Consider the following 16,261-nt stretch of genomic DNA (forward strand, 5'->3'; position numbering starts at 1 on the left):
ACAGGCCCGCTACCGAACCCAACTTCTATCCTGATCCGGTGAGTGCCGGCCCGGACGTCCCGGTGGCCGTGCGGCAGCCGCGCCGCGCGGTGATCGAACGTGCCTGGCGCGAGATCGGTCCGGGCGTCGAGGTGCTCAGCGCCGACGACGGCGGACCGCTGAGCCGCACGGTTAAACGGATCATCGACCCGCTCGTGCTGCGGCTGCGCGCCAACACCCGGTACTCCGCGCCCTTCGTGCCACCCGACGTCGCCGCGGAGATGCGCGACGCGATCCTGGGTCAGGCCGACACACTGCGGGCCACCGCGTCGTGGTTCGACCTTCTCAAACGCGAACGACGCCGGTTGCGGATCACCACCGGCAACGCCCAGGAGCTCTACTTCCCGCCCTGCTACGAACTCGCCGTCACCCGGGGAGCCCCGGGTGCGCAGGACCGCGCCACCGCCGAGTCACTGCTGCGCGACATTCATTCCGACCGGGACCGCACGGCGGTCGAGGTGCTCAACCGGCATCTCGACGACGGCGACGTCGTCGCGGCGCTGTCGGAACAACTGGCGCGCTCCTGGCGTGACGTACGGGCCGGTGACGAGATCACCGGACCGTTCCTCGCCGGCCTGTCCACGGTGCTCGGACGCGCGGTCGGACACAACGCCACCGTCGCCCGCCAGCGGGTGTGGTCCGCGCTGATCGCCGACCCCACACCGCACAACCTCGGCGCCGCCGTGCGCCGTCCCGAACGGGTCGCGCCGTGGTCGATCGTCGAACTCGGGCTGAGTTCGGTACAGCCCCAACGTCGCCCGGTGATCACGGGTGGCGACGGCGACCGGCCTCTCGACCGCAGCGTCGCCGACCGGGTGCGCGCGACGCTGCGCCGGGCGCTGGCCCGTGACGAGCTGCCCGATGTTCCGCTGTTGTGCGCCGAGGAGGTGGACCGGGCGTGCGCGCCGTGGGGGCTGCTCGGCGAGGACAGGCAGGCGACGGTGATCGCCGGGATCGAGGTCGGGGTGGACCTCGCGCCGCTCGACGAGTGCGCGCAGGCCCGACATGACCTGTCCCGCCAGATCCAGGCCCGGCTGCGCAAGGAGGCCTACGTGCTGCACGCCCGGCGCTACCTCGCCGACGGTGGCCCGGTGCATCCGCGCCAGCAACTCGTCGTCGACGAACTCGCGGCGTTCTGCAGGCCCTACCTGAGCAGGCTCTGGGCCCGCCTGCACGGCCGCGACGTGTGGCAGGAGCCGTGCTCCGACATCGACGACGTGCGGGAGCTTCTGGAGGGCATTTCCCGGTCGGTCAGTCTGGACCACCGTCAGCGCATCAAGTCGATGCTCGAGGCGCGGGACCTCCGATGAGGTTCGCCGAGGATTCCGGATTGTGGACCACCGGCCCCGGGCCGGATGCGGTGCAGCTCAGCGCGGTGCTGGAGGTGTCCGGCGCGGTGTTGTCCTGGTCCGTCGACGGGCCCGAGTCCGACGTCCACATCGCATTCACCGATCCCGTTCGGGCCGACTGGCTGTGGCGCGTCGTGGGTGAGTCGGCGCACAGCGCGATCGTGTCCGCGCTCGGGGGCGTCCCCGACGGGCAGGTGGAGGTCGAGGGTGTCGCGGTCCGGCCCGCCGCGCTGGACTCTCTGCGCCGGCTGGCGCTGGGGCACTGGATGCGGCGCTGGTGGCCGGCGAGCGTGCGCGACGGTATCCCCGAACTCGGCGCCGCCGTGCTGGACGGCGAACTCGCGCTGCTCACAGCGGCCGCCGGGGACTACTTCGTCGACGACACCTTCGACTCCGACGTCGCGGAGCTGTTGCGCCCGCACGCCGAATTGCTCGAAGGGCTTGCCCGACTTGGTGATCCGCGCGTGGCTGAGCTGGCGCGGGCCTGCGCCGAGCTGGCCGCCGACATCGGAGTCGAGGCCGGGCCGGCGGCCGTCGCAGTGCAGTCCCGGCGCGACGACTACGCGTTGGTGGCCGGCGAGGTGACCCGGCGCGGCGCGGCCGCGATCGCGGCGGGGGTCGCGTCGGTCAGCTGGGCCGCGGTCCCGCCGGGGGTGTTCGACGCGGCCGAGAACACCGTCAGCTGGCGTGTCGAATCCGCGGACGACGTGGCCAATGCGGTGGTCCTGGTCGAGCTGTCGGGCCGCGCTTCGGCGGCCGGGATCGCGGTGCGGGTCAGATCCGGTGCGGTCGACGGGGCGGGGACGTTGGACGCCTCGGGTGCCGCGACGGTCGCGCTCGTCGGCGAGGATCAGGCGCCGATCACGGAATCGGTTGCGTGGGGCCGTGACTGGCGGGACACTGCGGTGACGATCGGAGCCGACGTCGGTGAGTCGCCGCAGGTGCGGCAGCGGGTGCGCACCTTCGCACGCGCCCGGCTCGCCCGGCCCGGACCGGACGCGTTTCTCGCCGAGCTCCTCGCCGCCGAATCCGACTACTGATCGGTGTCCGGTTCCGGCGCCATCGACTCGCGGATCTGCGCAAGCCGCTCGGCGGCGGCCCGCTGCCGAGCGTCGTACTGCTCTTCGACGGTGCGTCCCTCGGGTGTCTCGGACGCGAGTTCGGCCGAACCGAGTGATGTCGCATAGCGCGTCTCGATCTTCTCCCGCACGGACTCGAACGTGGGCACCCCGTCAGAGGAGTATCCGGGTTCGGGTTCGGTGCTGGGATCGTCCGGCATGCCTCTCACGCTACCCGGACACGGTGCGGGGCAGATCGATCTGCGGCACACCGGGGGTGCCGATCCGGCCCGCGAGCCACGGCAGGGCCGAGGTGAAGGCGGTGGACGCAAACGGCCAGTCGTGGTTGCCCGGCTGACTCACCACCGCGCAGTCGATGCCCGACCTGCCACCTGTCGCGCACAGTGAACTGGCCGCGACCGCTTGATCGTTGGGTTGCGCAGTGGCCGACACCGCGACGGCGCCGTTGACGTCGAACCACCCGGCCACCCCACGGTACGGGCCGTGCCGGGTCATCACCGCGGTCGGGTCGAACGACGTGTAGGCGGCCGTGTCGCCGCCGAACAGGCGGTCCACGGTTTCAGCCTGGGTGCCGGCGTTCGGTGCGGCGTCACCGGCGATGTCGACGAACGCGCTGAACACCTCCGGGTGCATGACGGTCAGGTCGACGGCGCACGTGCCGCCCATCGACCAGCCGACCACACCCCAGTTGGCCGCGGCCGAGCTCACCCCGAAATGCGACTTCATATACGGCACCACGTCTTTGACCAGATGGTCGGCGGAGTTGCCGCGCGTGCCGTTGACGCACTCGGTGTCGTTGTTGAACGTCCCGCCGGGATCGACGAACACCACCACCGGAGCGTATCCGCCATGGGCGGCCGCGAAGGCGTCGAGCGTCCTTGCCGCACCGCCCGCGCGCAGCCAGTCCGCGGGGGTGTTGAACTCGCCACCGATCATCATGACGGTGGGCAGTGCGGGTGGCGGGTCACTGGCATACCAGGCCGGCGGCAGGTACACCCACTCCTGCCGGTGCCGGAATCCGGACGCGGTGTCGGGAATGTCGACGGCGACGAGGCTGCCCTTGACGGGCATCGCGTGCTGCTTCTGCATCGCCGCGACGGTGACCGCATCGGTCTGGTCCGGCAGCGGCCCCGCGGTGAGCTGGTTCCACGCCGTCTGCACGGTGGGGAAGTAGCCGACCCACAGGTTCACCACCAGTGCCGCCGAGAGCACGCACAGCGGTACCGCCAGCGTCGCGGCGGTCCGGCGCCACCACCGGGCACCGCGCCAGCCTGACACCAGGACACCGAAAGCAAACCCGGACAACGCGATCCAGACCCAGAGTGTGTGCGGTGCCGGGTTCGAGTCGTCTGCGACACCGGCCGACGCGATGTAGCAGTAGGCCGCCACGGCGAGCACCACGCCGATCAGCGCCGACCACGGCACCCACACCAGCCGCCAGCGCCGGGTCCGCCGACCGATGGCGGTGACCACCGCGACGACGGCCAGGATCTGCACCGCGACAGGCAACCACCCGTGCATCAACGTCACGGCACCCAGATTGACCGGCGTGGCTGGGAACAGGCTGTGACCTCGCTGCGAACGAGGTCCGATTACCGCGGTTTTGCCAGCGGAAAGGGCAGGGTCTCGCGGATGCTGCGCCCGGTGATGAGCATGACCACCCGGTCCACGCCCATCCCCAGCCCGCCCGTCGGAGGCATCGCGTACTCCATCGCCTGCAGGAAGTCCTCGTCGAGCTCCATCGCTTCCGGGTCACCGCCCGCGGCGAGCAGCGACTGCTCCTGCAGACGGCGGCGCTGCTCGACCGGATCGGTGAGCTCGCTGTAGGCGGTGCCGAGTTCGACACCCCAGGCCACCAGGTCCCAGCGCTCGGCCACCCCGGGGATGCTGCGGTGCGGCCGCGTCAGCGGAGAGACCGAGGTGGGGAAGTCCTTGTAGAACGTCGGTTCCCGGGTCTGGTCCTCGACGAGGTGCTCGTACAGCTCGAGCACCACCGCTCCGGCGTCCCAGTGCGTCAGGTAGGGAATGCCCGCGCGGTCGCAGAGCAGGCGCAACGTGGCCAGATCGGTGTCCGGGCCGATCTGCTCGCCGAGCGCCTCGGACACCGCGCCGTGCACGGTCTTGACCGTCCACGGACCGGAGATGTCGACGGGCTCAAGAACCCCGTCCGCACGGGGCCGCATGAACACCTGCGCACCGTTGGCCGCCTGCGCGGCGTTCTGGATCAGCTCCCGGCAACCGTCGATCCACACGTGGTAGTCGGCGTGCGCCTGATACGCCTCCAGCAGCGTGAACTCCGGGTTGTGGCTGAAGTCGACACCCTCGTTGCGGAAGGCGCGTCCGAGTTCGAACACCCGCTCCACACCACCGACGCACAACCGCTTCAGATACAGCTCGGGCGCGATCCGCAGATACAGGTCGAGGTCGTAGGCGTTGATGTGGGTCAGGAAGGGCCGGGCATTCGCACCGCCGTGAATCTGTTGCAGGATCGGCGTCTCGACTTCCAGGAAGTCTTTGGCGACCAGGGTCTCGCGGATCGCGTGCAGCACCGCGCTGCGGGCCCGGATCAGCTCCCGGGCATCGGTGTTGACCGCGAGATCGACATAGCGGGCGCGGACCCGCGCCTCCTGATCGGTCAGGCCCTTCCACTTGTCCGGTAACGGGCGCAGGCACTTTCCGATCAGCCGCCAGCCGCTGACCAGCAGTGACCACTTGCCCGACCGGCTGCGGCCCATCGTGCCCGTGACCTCGATCAGGTCACCGAGGTCGATGGTCCGGGTGAAGTCCGCGGTGCTGCCGTCGGCGAGCAGCGAATTGTCCAGCACCAGTTGGGTTTCGCCTGACCAGTCGCGGAGCTGGGCGAACAGCACGCCGCCGTAGTCGCGTGACCGCAGCACCCGGCCCGCGACCGCGACGTCTGCGCCGTCCTCGGCGGCCAGAGCCTGCGCGACGGTGTGGCTGGGCGGGTTGGCCACCGGATACGCGTCGACCCCCTGGGCTTGAAGCGCCTTGAGTTTGGCCATCCTGACCCGGACCTGCTCGGGCAGCCTCGGCTGGTCGTCGTCGGCCAGGTCGGCCTGCAGTCCCATCCCGTCGGGTGCGGTGCCGTCGCTGTGCAACAGGCCGGTGGCCACCAGTGTTCCGGGGGCGGCGATGTGGTGGCCGGTGTGCGGCTGTTCATGGCGCCGCGAGAACGGCAGCACGAGAAAGCCTTCGGCGATCACAGAGGCCACGCCGACGCGGGGCACCAGCCTGGCGTCGTCGTAGCACGCGTACCGGGGAACCCATTCGGGCTGGTACTTCATGTTCGACCGGTACAGGGTCTCCAGCTGCCACCAGCGCGAGAAGAACACCAGCAGCCACCGCCACAGCCTTGCCACCGGACCCGCGCCCAGTTGGGCGCCGTGCTCGAAGGCCGAGCGGAACATCGCGAAATTCAACGAGATCCGGGTGATGCCGATGTCCTCGGACTGCATGCACAGCTCGCTGACCATCAATTCGATGGTGCCGTTGGGGGATTGCGGGGAACGGCGCATCAGATCGAGGGACACTCCGTTGCCGCCCCATGGCACCAGCGACAGCATCGCGACCACCTGGTCGGCCTGCACCGCCTCCACCAGCAGGCAGTCCCCGTCGGCGGGATCGCCGAGCCGCCCCAGCGCCATCGAGAACCCGCGCTCGTCGTCGGTGTCGCGCCAGGCATCGGCCCGCTCGATGACCGCGGCCATCTCGTCGGCGGGCAGCTCCCGGTGCCTGCGGATCCGCACGGTGGCGCCGGCACGCCGGGCGCGGGTCACCGCCTGCCGGACGGCCCGCATGTCGGGCCCGGACAACCGGAAGTCCTCCGGATGCAGGATCGCCTCGTCGCCGAGTTGCAGGGCGTTGAGCCCGGCCTCCCGAAAGGTTTGTGCGCCAGATGCGCTCGCGCCCATCACGCCCGGCGCCCAGCCGTAGGCCTGGCACAGCTTGAGCCACGCGTCGATCGCCTGCGGCCAGGACCTGGGGTCACCGACCGGGTCGCCGCTGGCCAGACACACCCCGACCTCCACGCGGTAGGTGATCGCGGCGCGGCCGCTGGGCGCGAACACCACGGCCTTGTCGCGCCGGGTCGCGAAATAGCCCAGCGAGTCGTTCTTGCCGTACAGCTCGAGCAGACCGCGGATCGCCGACTCGTCCTCACCGGTGAGCGCGTTGTCCGCGCGCTGCGACTGGAACAGCACGATCGCCGTGACCATCAGGGCCACCGCCCCGAACAGGCCGAGCAGCGCGTTGACGAACACGTGCGGATGACCGCTGAACGACGCGGCGTCGGCCCCGGCGAACGCGCTGACCCGGTTCAGCGCGTACAGGAACCGGTCCGACCGGGCCAGGGATCCGGGGAACAGTTCGAGCAGACCCCAGCCGATGAGTGTGCCGACGGCCATGCTCGCCACCAGCGTCGCGGCGGCCTTGAGCAACGCGCCGCGGCGCACCCTGGCCCAGAACTCCTTGCGGGCAAGCAGCAGGAACGCGATGGCGGCCAGGTGAAACGCCAGACCGATGACCTCGCCGACCTCGGCGAACCAGCGTTCTCGGCCCTCGGCCAGACCGGCGATGTTCCAACCGGCCGCCGCGATCATGTAGCCGACGAGGATCCACCAGGCGATGCGTTTGCGCGCGGCCAGGGCGGCGGCCAGCAGCGCCAGCACGAACGCCCACGCGAAACTGGTGTCGGGGAAGTTGAAGATGTAGTCGTCGACCCACTCGCGCGGGACCCGGATCAGGGACCGGACCAGCGGCGAGACGCTGGCCAGCAGCGACAGCGTCGCGATGACCCCCACGATCCACCCGGCGGCCGCGGGCACCCAGCGGTGGCTGGACGTCGGACGGGCCCGGGCGAGGCTGGTTGGCGTCATAGCCGGCGAGGATATTCGGTTACGCCGTGCCTCGTGCGGGTGTCCGGCGGCTCCGGGCGGCGCTACCAGACCGGGCCGGTGTACTTCTCGCCCGGACCCTGTCCCGGCTCGTCGGGTGCGGCGCTGGCTTCGCGGAACGCCAGTTGCAGGGTCTTGAGACCGTCGCGGACCGGGCCGGCGTGCGGACCGAGGTACTCGGCCGACGCGGTGACGAGCCCGGCGAGCGCGGTGATCAGCCGGCGGGCCTCGTCGAGGTCGCGGTAGGGGCTCTCCTCGGGATCGGCGTCCGACAGCCCGAGCTTCTCGGCGGCGGCGCTCATCAGCATGACGGCCGACCGGGTGATCACCTCGACCGCGGGAACTTCGGCCAGTTCGCGAACCGGCGGCTGCGCGGCCGAATCGGGGTCGACGGCCGAGCCGTCGGATCTGGGCCTGACGGCCGAGCCGTCCGTTCCGCGGATGTCAGAGCTATCGGTCATGCCTGCTAGACTGGCATGCGCGACCGTCCCGGCTGACGCCAGGGACAGCAAGTGGAGTCCCACTCCCACCGCCGGCCGACGATGATTCGAAGGTACTGCGGTCCGGTCACAGACATCTTAGATGTCTGTCCTGGTCGGCTTTGGGCCCTGCTTTGAGCAGGGCTTATCTGTTCTATGCGAGCAGTGTGCCGGCGGCGAATGGGGTTCCGCTAGGACAGCAGGAACTATCCCGGGAGGCCCCATCAGCACTGAGACCCGCGTCAACGAGCGCATCCGCGTACCTGAAGTCCGCCTGATCGGACCGGGCGGTGAGCAGGTAGGCATCGTGCGCATCGAAGATGCACTCCGCGTCGCCGCGGATGCCGATCTCGACCTTGTCGAAGTTGCCCCCGACGCCAAGCCGCCGGTGTGCAAGATCATGGACTACGGCAAGTTCAAGTACGAGACGGCCCAGAAGGCACGCGAGTCTCGCAAGAACCAGCAGCAGACCGTCGTCAAGGAACAGAAGCTGCGTCCCAAGATCGACCCGCACGATTACGAGACCAAGAAGGGTCACGTAATCCGCTTCCTGGAGGCCGGGTCAAAGGTCAAGGTGACGATCATGTTCCGCGGACGTGAGCAGTCGCGGCCCGAACTGGGCTTCCGGCTCCTGCAACGCCTGGGCGCCGACGTCGCCGAATACGGCTTCATCGAGACGTCCGCCAAGCAGGACGGCCGCAACATGACGATGGTGCTGGCGCCGCACCGCGGCGCGAAGACTCGTGCCAAGGCGGCGCACGATGCAGACACCCCGGCCGGGCAGCGCGGTGACGCGCAGGCAGCCGACGCACCGACCGACACACCAAAGAACTGAGGAAACAATGCCCAAGGCGAAGACCCACAGCGGCGCTTCGAAGCGGTTCCGTACCACCGGATCCGGGAAGGTCGTCCGTCAGAAGGCCAACCGTAGGCACCTGCTTGAGCACAAGCCCACCAAGCGCACCCGTCGGCTCGACGGCCGCACCGTGGTGGCAGCCAACGACGTCAAGCGCGTCAAGAAGCTGCTGAACGGCTGACCGCCGCCGCATCCGAACCACCTGACCCCACCGAGATAGGAAAACCCCATGGCACGCGTGAAGCGCGCACTCAACGCGCAGAAGAAGCGGCGCACTGTACTGAAGGCCTCCAAGGGCTACCGCGGCCAGCGGTCCCGGTTGTACCGCAAGGCCAAGGAACAGCAGCTGCACTCGCTGACTTACGCCTACCGTGACCGGCGCGCCCGCAAGGGCGAGTTCCGCAAGTTGTGGATCTCGCGGATCAACGCCGCCGCCCGCGCCAACGACATCACCTACAACCGGCTGATCCAGGGCCTCAAGGCCGCTGGTGTCGAGGTCGACCGCAAGAACCTCGCCGAGATCGCCGTCAGCGACCCGGCCGCCTTCACCGCGCTGGTCGAGGTCGCCAAGGCCGCGTTGCCAGAGGATGTCAACGCTCCGTCGGGCGAGGCTGCCTGACCCTCACCGAGCGTTCTGCCCGGGTGGCGGCGGCGGTCAAGCTGCACCGCCACACCGGGCGCCGCCGCGCCGCACGCTTTCTCGCCGAAGGTCCCAACCTCGTCGAGGCCGCGTTGCGGCGCGGTCTCGTTCACGAGGTCTTCGCCACCGAGGGCGCGGCGGAGAAGTTCGCCGCCCTGCTCGGTGCCGCGCCCGTCCACCTGGTCACCGACAAAGCGGCAAAAGCGTTGTCGGACACCGTGACCCCGGTCGGACTGGTCGCCGTGTGTTCGATTCCGGAGGCTGATCTCGATCAGGTGCTCGCCGGCAACCCGAGGCTGGTCGCGGTGCCGGTCGGAATCTCCGAACCGGGGAACGCGGGCACGCTGATCCGCGTCGCGGATGCGATGGGCGCCGACGCTGTGGTGCTCGCAGGCGACAGCGTCGACCCCTACAACGGCAAGTGCCTGCGCGCCTCGGCGGGCAGCATCTTCTCGATCCCGGTTCTCAGCGCCCCGGACGCCGTCGCAGCTGTCACGAAACTGAAGGACGCGGGGCTGCAGGTGCTGGCGACGGTGCTGGACGGCCGGGTCAGTCTGGAGGACGCGGACCTGTCGGTGCCCACCGCGTGGCTGTTCGGGCCGGAGGCCCACGGCCTTCCCGCCGACGTCGCCGGACTCGCGACGGCGGGGGTGCGGATTCCGATGCCCGGCAACGCCGAAAGTCTCAACGTCGCCTCCGCCGCGGCGATCTGCCTCTACCAGAGCGCGCGGAGCCAGGCGCCGGTCTGATATCGGCCAGCCGGTCCGCCCGAGGCGAATCGATCTCTGAGGGACGTAATACGAGATCCGCACCCTCATTCGCCGCGAGATCGACGAACGCCGCGATGCCCTCACAGCGCGATCGGGCTGCCTTTTTCAGCGGTTGGCCTTGAGCATGTACTCCGAGACCGCGAGCAGGACCTTCCGCGGCGATACGCGATAGCCGGAGGCCAACAGCTTGTTGCGGAAGCCCGAGATCACTGTCGGCGAGGATCCGTCGAGCGCGGCGAACGCAGTGTCGACAACCTGTCGGGAGGTCTGCCTGCCGTCGGTGAGGAATTCCTCGCCGGTCCGGTCGAAGAACTCGGTCTCTGTGGCTCCGGGGCACAGCGCGAGGACCCTGACCCCCGAGCCCCGGCACTCCTGCCACAGCGCCTCGGTGAAGGACAACACGAACGCCTTGGTGGCGCCGTAGACGGCCATACCGGGAGTCGGCTGGAACGCCGCCGTCGACGCGAGATTGAGGACGACGCCATGCCTGCGTTCGATCATCGGAGGCAGGAAGCGCGCCGTCAGATCGACCAAAGTCCCGCAGTTCAACTGGATCTGGGCGGCGTTCGGAGCAGGCTCCTGTGTCGCGAACTTGCCGTGCAACCCGACACCGGCGTTGTTGATCAGGACGTCGACGGTGCGGCCCAGTTCGCGAACTGCGGCTTCGAGCTCGGCGGCCGAACCCGGCAGGGCGAGGTCGACGGTCAGGACGTCGACCACGATCCCGGGGTGGCGGCTGGTGAGGGTGTGCTGCAGCGCGGCCAGCTTCTCGGCCCGGCGTGCGACAAGGATCAGGTTCGCGCCACGGCGGGCGAGCTGAACGGCGAACTCCTCGCCGATCCCTCCGCTCGCACCGGTGACCAATGCGGTGACGTTGCTGAACTCCACGCGGTGCTCCTCTGTCGGCGCCATCAAGGCTGGCTCAGCAGGCCCCTTGCCACGTGGGTGATCTGCACCTCGTTGCTTCCCGCGTAGATCATCAACGACTTGGCGTCGCGGGCGAGTTGTTCCACACGGTACTCGGTCATGTACCCGTTGCCGCCGAACACCTGAACCGCCTCCATCGCCACATCCGTCGCGGCCTGAGAGCAGTACCACTTGATCGCCGAGGCCTCGGCGAGCGAGATCGGGGTGCCGGTCTGGGCCGCTTCGATGACGCGGAACAGCATGTTGCGCACGTTCATTCGAGCGACCTCCATGGTCGCGAGCTTGAGCTGGATCAGCTGGAACTGGGCGATCTCCTTGCCCCACAGCGTGCGGGACTTCGCGTAGTCGACGCACAGGCGCAGGCATTCCTCGATGACGCCCAGCGACATCGCGGCGACGCCGATGCGCTCCGCCGAGAAGTTCGAGCGGGCGCTGTCGCGTCCGTCGCCGCCGGAGTTGTCTTCGGTCTCGCCCAGCAGCCGGTCGCGACCGAGCCGGACGTCGTTGAAGAACAGCTCGCCGGTGCGCGACGAGTGAATGCCCATCTTGCGGAAGGGCTTTGACTGGACGAATCCGTCCATGCCCTTGTCGAGCACGAAGGTCAGGACCTTGCGGTCCCGCTTGTCGATGCTCGGATCTCCTTCGTCGAGCTTCGCGTAGACCACGACGACGTCGGCATCGGGGCCGTTGGTGATGAACGTCTTCTGGCCGTTGAGGATGTAGTCGTCGCCGTCACGCGTCACATAGGACTTCATGCCGCCGAACGCATCTGAGCCCGAATCGGGTTCGGTGATCGCCCAGGCGCCGATCTTGTCGTAGGTGACCAGGTCGGGCAGCCAACGCTCCTGCTGGGCCAGTGTGCCCCGGCTCATGATGGTCGGCACGGTCAGGCCCAGGCTGACGCCCATGCCGGTGACGACACCCATCGACACCCGGCACAATTCGCTGATCACCACGAAGCCCATGCCGGGCGAACCGCCACCACCGAACATGCCGCCGCCGGCCGACTTCCCGGGCGATTCGGCGCCGTCGCGTAACCGGTCGAGTCGCTTGTTCAGCGACTCGCGCGCCATGTCGGCGATGCCGAACGTCGCGAAGAGCTTGCGGATGATGGGATAGGGCTCCATCTCGCCGCTTTCCAGCGCGTCGAGGTGCGGACGGACCTCCTTGTCGACGAACTCGCGAACCGCATCGCGCACAGCAATATCGACGTCTGACCATTCGAGCATGCGCTCATGCTGCCTTACCGGGTTTGCGCGCCGGACGCACCCCCGCCAAAGAGAACGTCGTGTGCACCAGAGACCCGACACGGTCCAGCAGAGACTTCTGCGGAGGCAGGTAGTGCATGGGCATGTGGCGACGGTCCCGCGGTGGGGCCATGAACGCCGGCGCCTCCACCAACGGAGCATCGGCGGGGATCTTGCCTTCGGCGCGTCGATACGCCGCCACCGCGCGGGGATGCAGCCGGATCTCGTCGGGCACGGCCAGGAACGCGAGCTCGACCAGCTTGCCGAACAACCGCAGCACGATCTCGTCGCCCGGTGTCCACCGCATGCCGGCCCGCTCGCGCACCACCGGATCGAAAACGCCTGCGGCGATCCAGCGTTGGGCGCCGACCATCGGTTTGAAGATCTGGTCCCACAGCGGGGTGGGCATCATCACGAACCACGGCTTGGGGATCCGCATCGAGAAGATGTCCAGCGTCGCCTTGTTGATCTCCAGCTCCTCGCGACACTTGCGGTCCCAGTACTCGCAGAACGCCTCCCAGGATTCCGGAACCGGCTGCATGCTCATCCCGTACATCCGGTACCACTGGACGTGTTCGTCGAAGAGCTGCCGCTTCTCGGCCTCGGTCAGGCCGCCGCAGAAGTACTCGGCGGTCTTGATGATGAGCATGAAGAACGTGGCGTGCGCCCAGTAGAACGTTTCGGGGTTGAGAGCGTGGTAGCGCCTGCCGTCGGAGTCGGCGCCCTTGATCGTCTTGTGGAAGCCCCGGATCTGCGCACCGGTCTGTGCGGCACGATCGCCGTCGTAGACGACCCCCATGATCGGATACACCGAACGCGCCACCCGCTGGAGGGGTTCGCGCAACAGGATCGAATGATCCTCGACGCCTGCGCCGAGTTGCGGATACATGTTCTGGATCGCCCCGACCCACACACCGAGCATGCCGGTCCGCACATCGCCGAAGTACTTCCAGGTCAGGGAATCCGGACCCAGTGGATCGGCCCCGGCGGCCGGGGGAGAGTCTGCCATCGTCGTTGATCGCACCCACTCACGATAGGGGCTGACAACAATTGTTGTCTACGAATCGGGCGTCGGCGCGGCGGGGTGTTACGCACCCTCAACCGCGGTGCCGCACACCCGTGACCTGGCTGTTCAGGGTGCCGCCCGGACTGGATTAGGCTTGCCCCGTGGACGACGACCCGGCCGGTGGCTCAGGAACTGGCCGGTCCGCAGGCGCGATGGGCTGGCTGATGGGCGTCAACCACCACGACGGCGTCGTCGCCTTCCTCAGGCGCGCCCGCCGCGCGCTGCCCGGCGACCCCGACTTCGGTGACCCGCTGTCGGTGAGCGGCGTCGGCGGACCCAGCGCAGCCGCCCGCGCCGCCGACCGGTACCTGGAACGCAACGCGGTGACCCGGGAGGTCAGCCTGGGGGCGTTGCAGGTCTGGCAGGCGCTGACCGAGCGTGTCTCCGGTCGCCCGGCGAACGCAGAGGTGACGCTGGTGTTCACCGACCTCGTCGGGTTCTCGACGTGGTCGCTGGGCGCCGGCGACGACGCCACCCTGCGTCTGCTGCGTCGCGTGGCCCAGGTCGTGGAGCCCCCGCTGCTGGAAGCGGGCGGGCACATCGTCAAGCGCATGGGTGACGGCCTGATGGCGGTGTTCACCGACGCGACCACCGCGGTGCGTGCCGCCATCGAAGCTCGCGATGCCGTGAAATCGCTTGACGTGGACGGGTATACGCCGAGGATGCGGGTCGGTATCCACACCGGTCGGCCGCAGCGGATCGGTTCGGACTGGCTCGGCATCGATGTGAACCTCGCCGCCAGGGTGATGGAGCGGGCCACCCGCGGGGAGCTCGTGGTCTCCGGGGCCACCCTGGAGCGCATCCCGGACGACGAGTTCCAGACTCTCGGCGTCACGGCGAAGAAACTTCGCCGACCGGTCTTTGCCGGCAAGCAGGATGGAGTGCCCGGGGACTTCGCCATGTACCGGCTGCGGACCCACAGGCAATCACCGGGTGCCGAAGAGGGTGTGGTGGCCGGGGGTTAGCGGCACCGGCGCTACATCCAGACGGCGGCCCTGGCGCTCTCCCTGGGGCCGGGTGACCTTGGGGGTGTGCGCGTCAGTGTCGTGCTTGACGTGTCCACTGTGCTTGTGAGCTGTCTGCTTTTGTCGGTTGTGGGTGTTACGTTGCGGTCGAACGCGAATGTTGCGTTTCAGTGCGTGTATCACGTGGTGTTCGAAGTATCGGCGCAAGGTGATTGGTGGCCGGATGGAGGTCCGGCTCAAGGAGATCATCGCGGAGGTGGTCACCGAGAGAGGGGCATAGTTGATCGGGCTGGAGGCCATGGCTGATCAGATGCACCTGCTGGTGGAGGTAGATCCCCAGGTCGGGGTGCACTAGTTGGTGAAGGCTATTAAGGGCCGCTCGTCGCGGGTGTTGCGTGAAGAGTTCCCGTGGTTGAAGTCGCGGTTGCCGTCGTTGTGGACGAATTCGTACTTCGCGGCCACGGTCGGTGGTGCCCCGTTGTAGGTGATCAAACGCTACGTCGAGACGCAGAAAGGCCGGTGAATCATGCTCACGGGGCGGCGGTTTCGGGTCGAGTTCACCGACGCGCAAGCAGAGTTCGCCGAGCGGATTGGCGCGGCCTGCCGGGCGGTGTGGAATACCGGTTTGGAGCAGCGTCGTGAATATCGCCGCCGCGGCGCGTGGATGAACTACCAGCCTCAGGCCAAAGAGTTGGCCGAGGCCAAGACCGAGCATCCGTGGTTGAAAGACGTTCCAGGACATTGTCTGCAGCAGACGCTGATGGATTTGGATCGGGCGTGCCGCGAGCATGGCACGTGGAGGGTGCGGTGGCGTGCGGGGCGGCGGTGGTCGCCTTCGTTCCGGTTCCCTGAGGGCTCGAAGATGGCCGTGGACAAGCTCAACCGGCGCCATGGCCGGATCAAGTTGCCCAAGCTAGGCTGGGTGAAGTTCCGCGCCAGCCGCAGCCTCGATGGTGAGACCATCCGCTCAGCGACCCTGACTCGGGAGGGTCGGTATTGGGTTTTGTCGGTGTTGGTCGACGACGGCCGGCGGGCCCCCGAGGCGCACCAGGTCCCGGGTAGCGCGGTGGGGGTGGACCGGGGTGTGGCCACGGCTATCGCGACCAGCGCCGGCGCCCTGTTTGACCGCCAGTTTGCCACCAACGGGGAACGTCGCCGCGCTCTGGCGCTGCAACGCAAGCTCTCGCGCACAGCGAAAGGGTCGGCCAACCGCGCCAAGACCCGGGCGGCGCTGGCTGGGGTTCGGGCCCGGGAACGGCGCCGCCGCCTGGACTTCTGCGCTCAGACCGCCCACCGGCTCACCGCGACCAACGCCACGGTGGTGATCGAGGACCTCAAGACCAAGCAGATGACGAAATCGGCGAAAGGAACCATCGACCAGCCCGGACGCAGAGTCGCTGCGAAGTCTGGGCTCAACCGTGCCATCCTGGGTAAGGGGTGGCATCAGTTTGCGTTGGCACTCGCCTCGGCGGCCCGCTACACGGGGACCGCTGTGGTGAAGGTGCCGGCGGCGTACACGTCGCAACGCTGTTCGTTGTGTGGGCATATGGATCCGAAATCCCGCGAGAGCCAAGCGGTTTTTCGGTGCACCCAGTGCGCACGTGCCGAGCATGCGGATGTGAATGCCGCCAAGAACATATTGGCCGCAGGGCTTGCGGTCACCGCCTGTGAAGACCAACCCCGGCCTGCGGGCCGGGCGCGGTCGTCGACGCAGGAACCAGCAGGAAACCGCGAGGAATTACTGCTCCAACCCACCGCTGCCTCCGCAGCATGAACGAGTTGGAATCCCCCAGCTTTCAGCCATGGGGAGGACGTCAAGAAGATGGTGGCGCAGATGCCGAGCACCGACAGCACGGCCGTGGCGCTCTCGGTCTGAACCGTGTCCGGAATCGGCACCATGACCGCCGCGACCGCAACCATGGCCAGCAGGT

15 protein-coding genes and 1 pseudogene are annotated in these 16,261 nt (G+C 68.5%); 9 read left to right on the forward strand and 7 right to left on the reverse strand.

The window, feature by feature from the left end; genetic code table 11:
• The first annotated feature begins 38 nt into the window (after positions 1-38).
• Entirely contained in the window at positions 39-1,349 is a 1,311-nt protein-coding gene (locus tag BN976_RS24705) for a hypothetical protein (RefSeq protein ID WP_036375021.1), read from the forward strand.
• Positions 1,346-2,428 (forward strand): hypothetical protein, encoded by a 1,083-nt coding sequence (locus BN976_RS24710; RefSeq protein WP_011780535.1) that lies wholly within the window; start codon positions 1,346-1,348, stop codon positions 2,426-2,428. Before BN976_RS24705 ends, BN976_RS24710 begins: the two co-directional genes overlap by 4 nt.
• Here BN976_RS24710 and BN976_RS24715 read toward each other — a convergent pair.
• From BN976_RS24715 to BN976_RS24730, 4 genes are all read right to left on the reverse strand, one after another.
• Positions 2,422-2,667, reverse strand: coding sequence for a PspA/IM30 family protein (locus BN976_RS24715; RefSeq protein WP_011780534.1), 246 nt, complete (start codon positions 2,665-2,667; stop codon positions 2,422-2,424). The two genes, BN976_RS24710 and BN976_RS24715, sit on opposite strands and share 7 nt — an antisense overlap.
• Before the next feature lie 10 nt (positions 2,668-2,677).
• Positions 2,678-3,988 (reverse strand): alpha/beta hydrolase, encoded by a 1,311-nt coding sequence (locus BN976_RS24720; protein WP_011780533.1) that lies wholly within the window; start codon positions 3,986-3,988, stop codon positions 2,678-2,680.
• A 71-nt stretch (positions 3,989-4,059) separates the two neighbouring features.
• Entirely contained in the window at positions 4,060-7,362 is a 3,303-nt protein-coding gene (lysX, locus tag BN976_RS24725) for a bifunctional lysylphosphatidylglycerol synthetase/lysine--tRNA ligase LysX (protein ID WP_036374812.1), read from the reverse strand.
• 62 nt (positions 7,363-7,424) lie between these two features.
• Positions 7,425-7,841: a DUF1844 domain-containing protein gene (locus BN976_RS24730; protein ID WP_036374815.1), complete on the reverse strand. Its 417-nt coding sequence runs from the start codon at positions 7,839-7,841 to the stop codon at positions 7,425-7,427.
• 241 nt (positions 7,842-8,082) lie between these two features.
• Here BN976_RS24730 and infC point away from each other — a divergent pair, with 241 nt between their 5' ends.
• The 4 genes from infC to BN976_RS24750 are packed head-to-tail and all read left to right on the forward strand — an operon-like array spanning position 8,083 to position 10,104.
• Entirely contained in the window at positions 8,083-8,694 is a 612-nt protein-coding gene (gene infC, locus BN976_RS24735) for a translation initiation factor IF-3 (RefSeq protein WP_162144960.1), read from the forward strand.
• A 7-nt stretch (positions 8,695-8,701) separates the two neighbouring features.
• Complete coding sequence (gene rpmI, locus BN976_RS24740) at positions 8,702-8,896, forward strand: 50S ribosomal protein L35 (RefSeq protein ID WP_011780529.1); 195 nt, start codon at positions 8,702-8,704, stop codon at positions 8,894-8,896.
• Between the two features lie 48 nt (positions 8,897-8,944).
• The gene (gene rplT, locus BN976_RS24745) at positions 8,945-9,334 is read left to right on the forward strand and encodes a 50S ribosomal protein L20 (protein WP_011780528.1); all 390 of its coding nucleotides are present in this window, start codon (positions 8,945-8,947) and stop codon (positions 9,332-9,334) included.
• Between the two features lie 23 nt (positions 9,335-9,357).
• The gene (locus tag BN976_RS24750) at positions 9,358-10,104 is read left to right on the forward strand and encodes a TrmH family RNA methyltransferase (protein ID WP_036374821.1); all 747 of its coding nucleotides are present in this window, start codon (positions 9,358-9,360) and stop codon (positions 10,102-10,104) included.
• A 126-nt stretch (positions 10,105-10,230) separates the two neighbouring features.
• On the opposite strand, the gene BN976_RS24755 is transcribed toward BN976_RS24750, so the two are convergent.
• The 3 genes from BN976_RS24755 to BN976_RS24765 are packed head-to-tail and all read right to left on the reverse strand — an operon-like array spanning position 10,231 to position 13,308.
• Positions 10,231-11,013: an SDR family NAD(P)-dependent oxidoreductase gene (locus tag BN976_RS24755; RefSeq protein ID WP_036374824.1), complete on the reverse strand. Its 783-nt coding sequence runs from the start codon at positions 11,011-11,013 to the stop codon at positions 10,231-10,233.
• Positions 11,014-11,036: 23 nt separating this feature from the next.
• A complete protein-coding gene (locus tag BN976_RS24760) occupies positions 11,037-12,281 on the reverse strand; it encodes an acyl-CoA dehydrogenase family protein (RefSeq protein ID WP_036374827.1) in 1,245 nt (414 codons plus the stop codon).
• 4 nt (positions 12,282-12,285) lie between these two features.
• Positions 12,286-13,308 carry an oxygenase MpaB family protein gene (locus BN976_RS24765; protein ID WP_011780524.1) on the reverse strand — a complete coding sequence of 341 codons (1,023 nt, stop codon included), beginning with the start codon at positions 13,306-13,308 and terminating at the stop codon, positions 12,286-12,288.
• A gap of 209 nt (positions 13,309-13,517) precedes the next feature.
• On the opposite strand from BN976_RS24765, the gene BN976_RS24770 reads away from it, so the two are divergent.
• The 3 genes and pseudogenes from BN976_RS24770 (at position 13,518) to BN976_RS24780 (ending at position 16,104) form a co-directional block, all read left to right on the forward strand.
• Complete coding sequence (locus BN976_RS24770) at positions 13,518-14,330, forward strand: adenylate/guanylate cyclase domain-containing protein (protein WP_011780523.1); 813 nt, start codon at positions 13,518-13,520, stop codon at positions 14,328-14,330.
• 129 nt (positions 14,331-14,459) lie between these two features.
• Positions 14,460-14,814, forward strand: a pseudogene (gene tnpA / locus BN976_RS24775) (IS200/IS605 family transposase).
• A gap of 42 nt (positions 14,815-14,856) precedes the next feature.
• The gene (locus BN976_RS24780) at positions 14,857-16,104 is read left to right on the forward strand and encodes an RNA-guided endonuclease InsQ/TnpB family protein (RefSeq protein ID WP_011780522.1); all 1,248 of its coding nucleotides are present in this window, start codon (positions 14,857-14,859) and stop codon (positions 16,102-16,104) included.
• Positions 16,105-16,261: the final 157 nt, after the last annotated feature.

It is taken from the genome of Mycolicibacterium austroafricanum, assembly GCF_000612725.1.
GTDB classification, from domain to species: domain Bacteria; phylum Actinomycetota; class Actinomycetes; order Mycobacteriales; family Mycobacteriaceae; genus Mycobacterium; species Mycobacterium austroafricanum.

Bases quoted from the DNA above. Each gene is read 5' to 3' on its own strand.
- BN976_RS24765 (WP_011780524.1), bottom strand. From the start codon at position 13,308: ATGGCAGACTCTCCCCCGGCCGCCGGGGCCGATCCACTGGGTCCGGAT.
- rplT (WP_011780528.1), top strand. From the start codon at position 8,945: ATGGCACGCGTGAAGCGCGCACTCAACGCGCAGAAGAAGCGGCGCACT.
- BN976_RS24720 (WP_011780533.1), bottom strand. From the start codon at position 3,988: ATGCACGGGTGGTTGCCTGTCGCGGTGCAGATCCTGGCCGTCGTCGCG.
- BN976_RS24760 (WP_036374827.1), bottom strand. From the start codon at position 12,281: ATGCTCGAATGGTCAGACGTCGATATTGCTGTGCGCGATGCGGTTCGC.
- lysX (WP_036374812.1), bottom strand. From the start codon at position 7,362: ATGACGCCAACCAGCCTCGCCCGGGCCCGTCCGACGTCCAGCCACCGC.
- BN976_RS24710 (WP_011780535.1), top strand. From the start codon at position 1,346: ATGAGGTTCGCCGAGGATTCCGGATTGTGGACCACCGGCCCCGGGCCG.
- BN976_RS24715 (WP_011780534.1), bottom strand. From the start codon at position 2,667: ATGCCGGACGATCCCAGCACCGAACCCGAACCCGGATACTCCTCTGAC.
- BN976_RS24770 (WP_011780523.1), top strand. From the start codon at position 13,518: ATGGGCTGGCTGATGGGCGTCAACCACCACGACGGCGTCGTCGCCTTC.
- BN976_RS24730 (WP_036374815.1), bottom strand. From the start codon at position 7,841: ATGACCGATAGCTCTGACATCCGCGGAACGGACGGCTCGGCCGTCAGG.
- rpmI (WP_011780529.1), top strand. From the start codon at position 8,702: ATGCCCAAGGCGAAGACCCACAGCGGCGCTTCGAAGCGGTTCCGTACC.
- BN976_RS24780 (WP_011780522.1), top strand. From the start codon at position 14,857: ATGCTCACGGGGCGGCGGTTTCGGGTCGAGTTCACCGACGCGCAAGCA.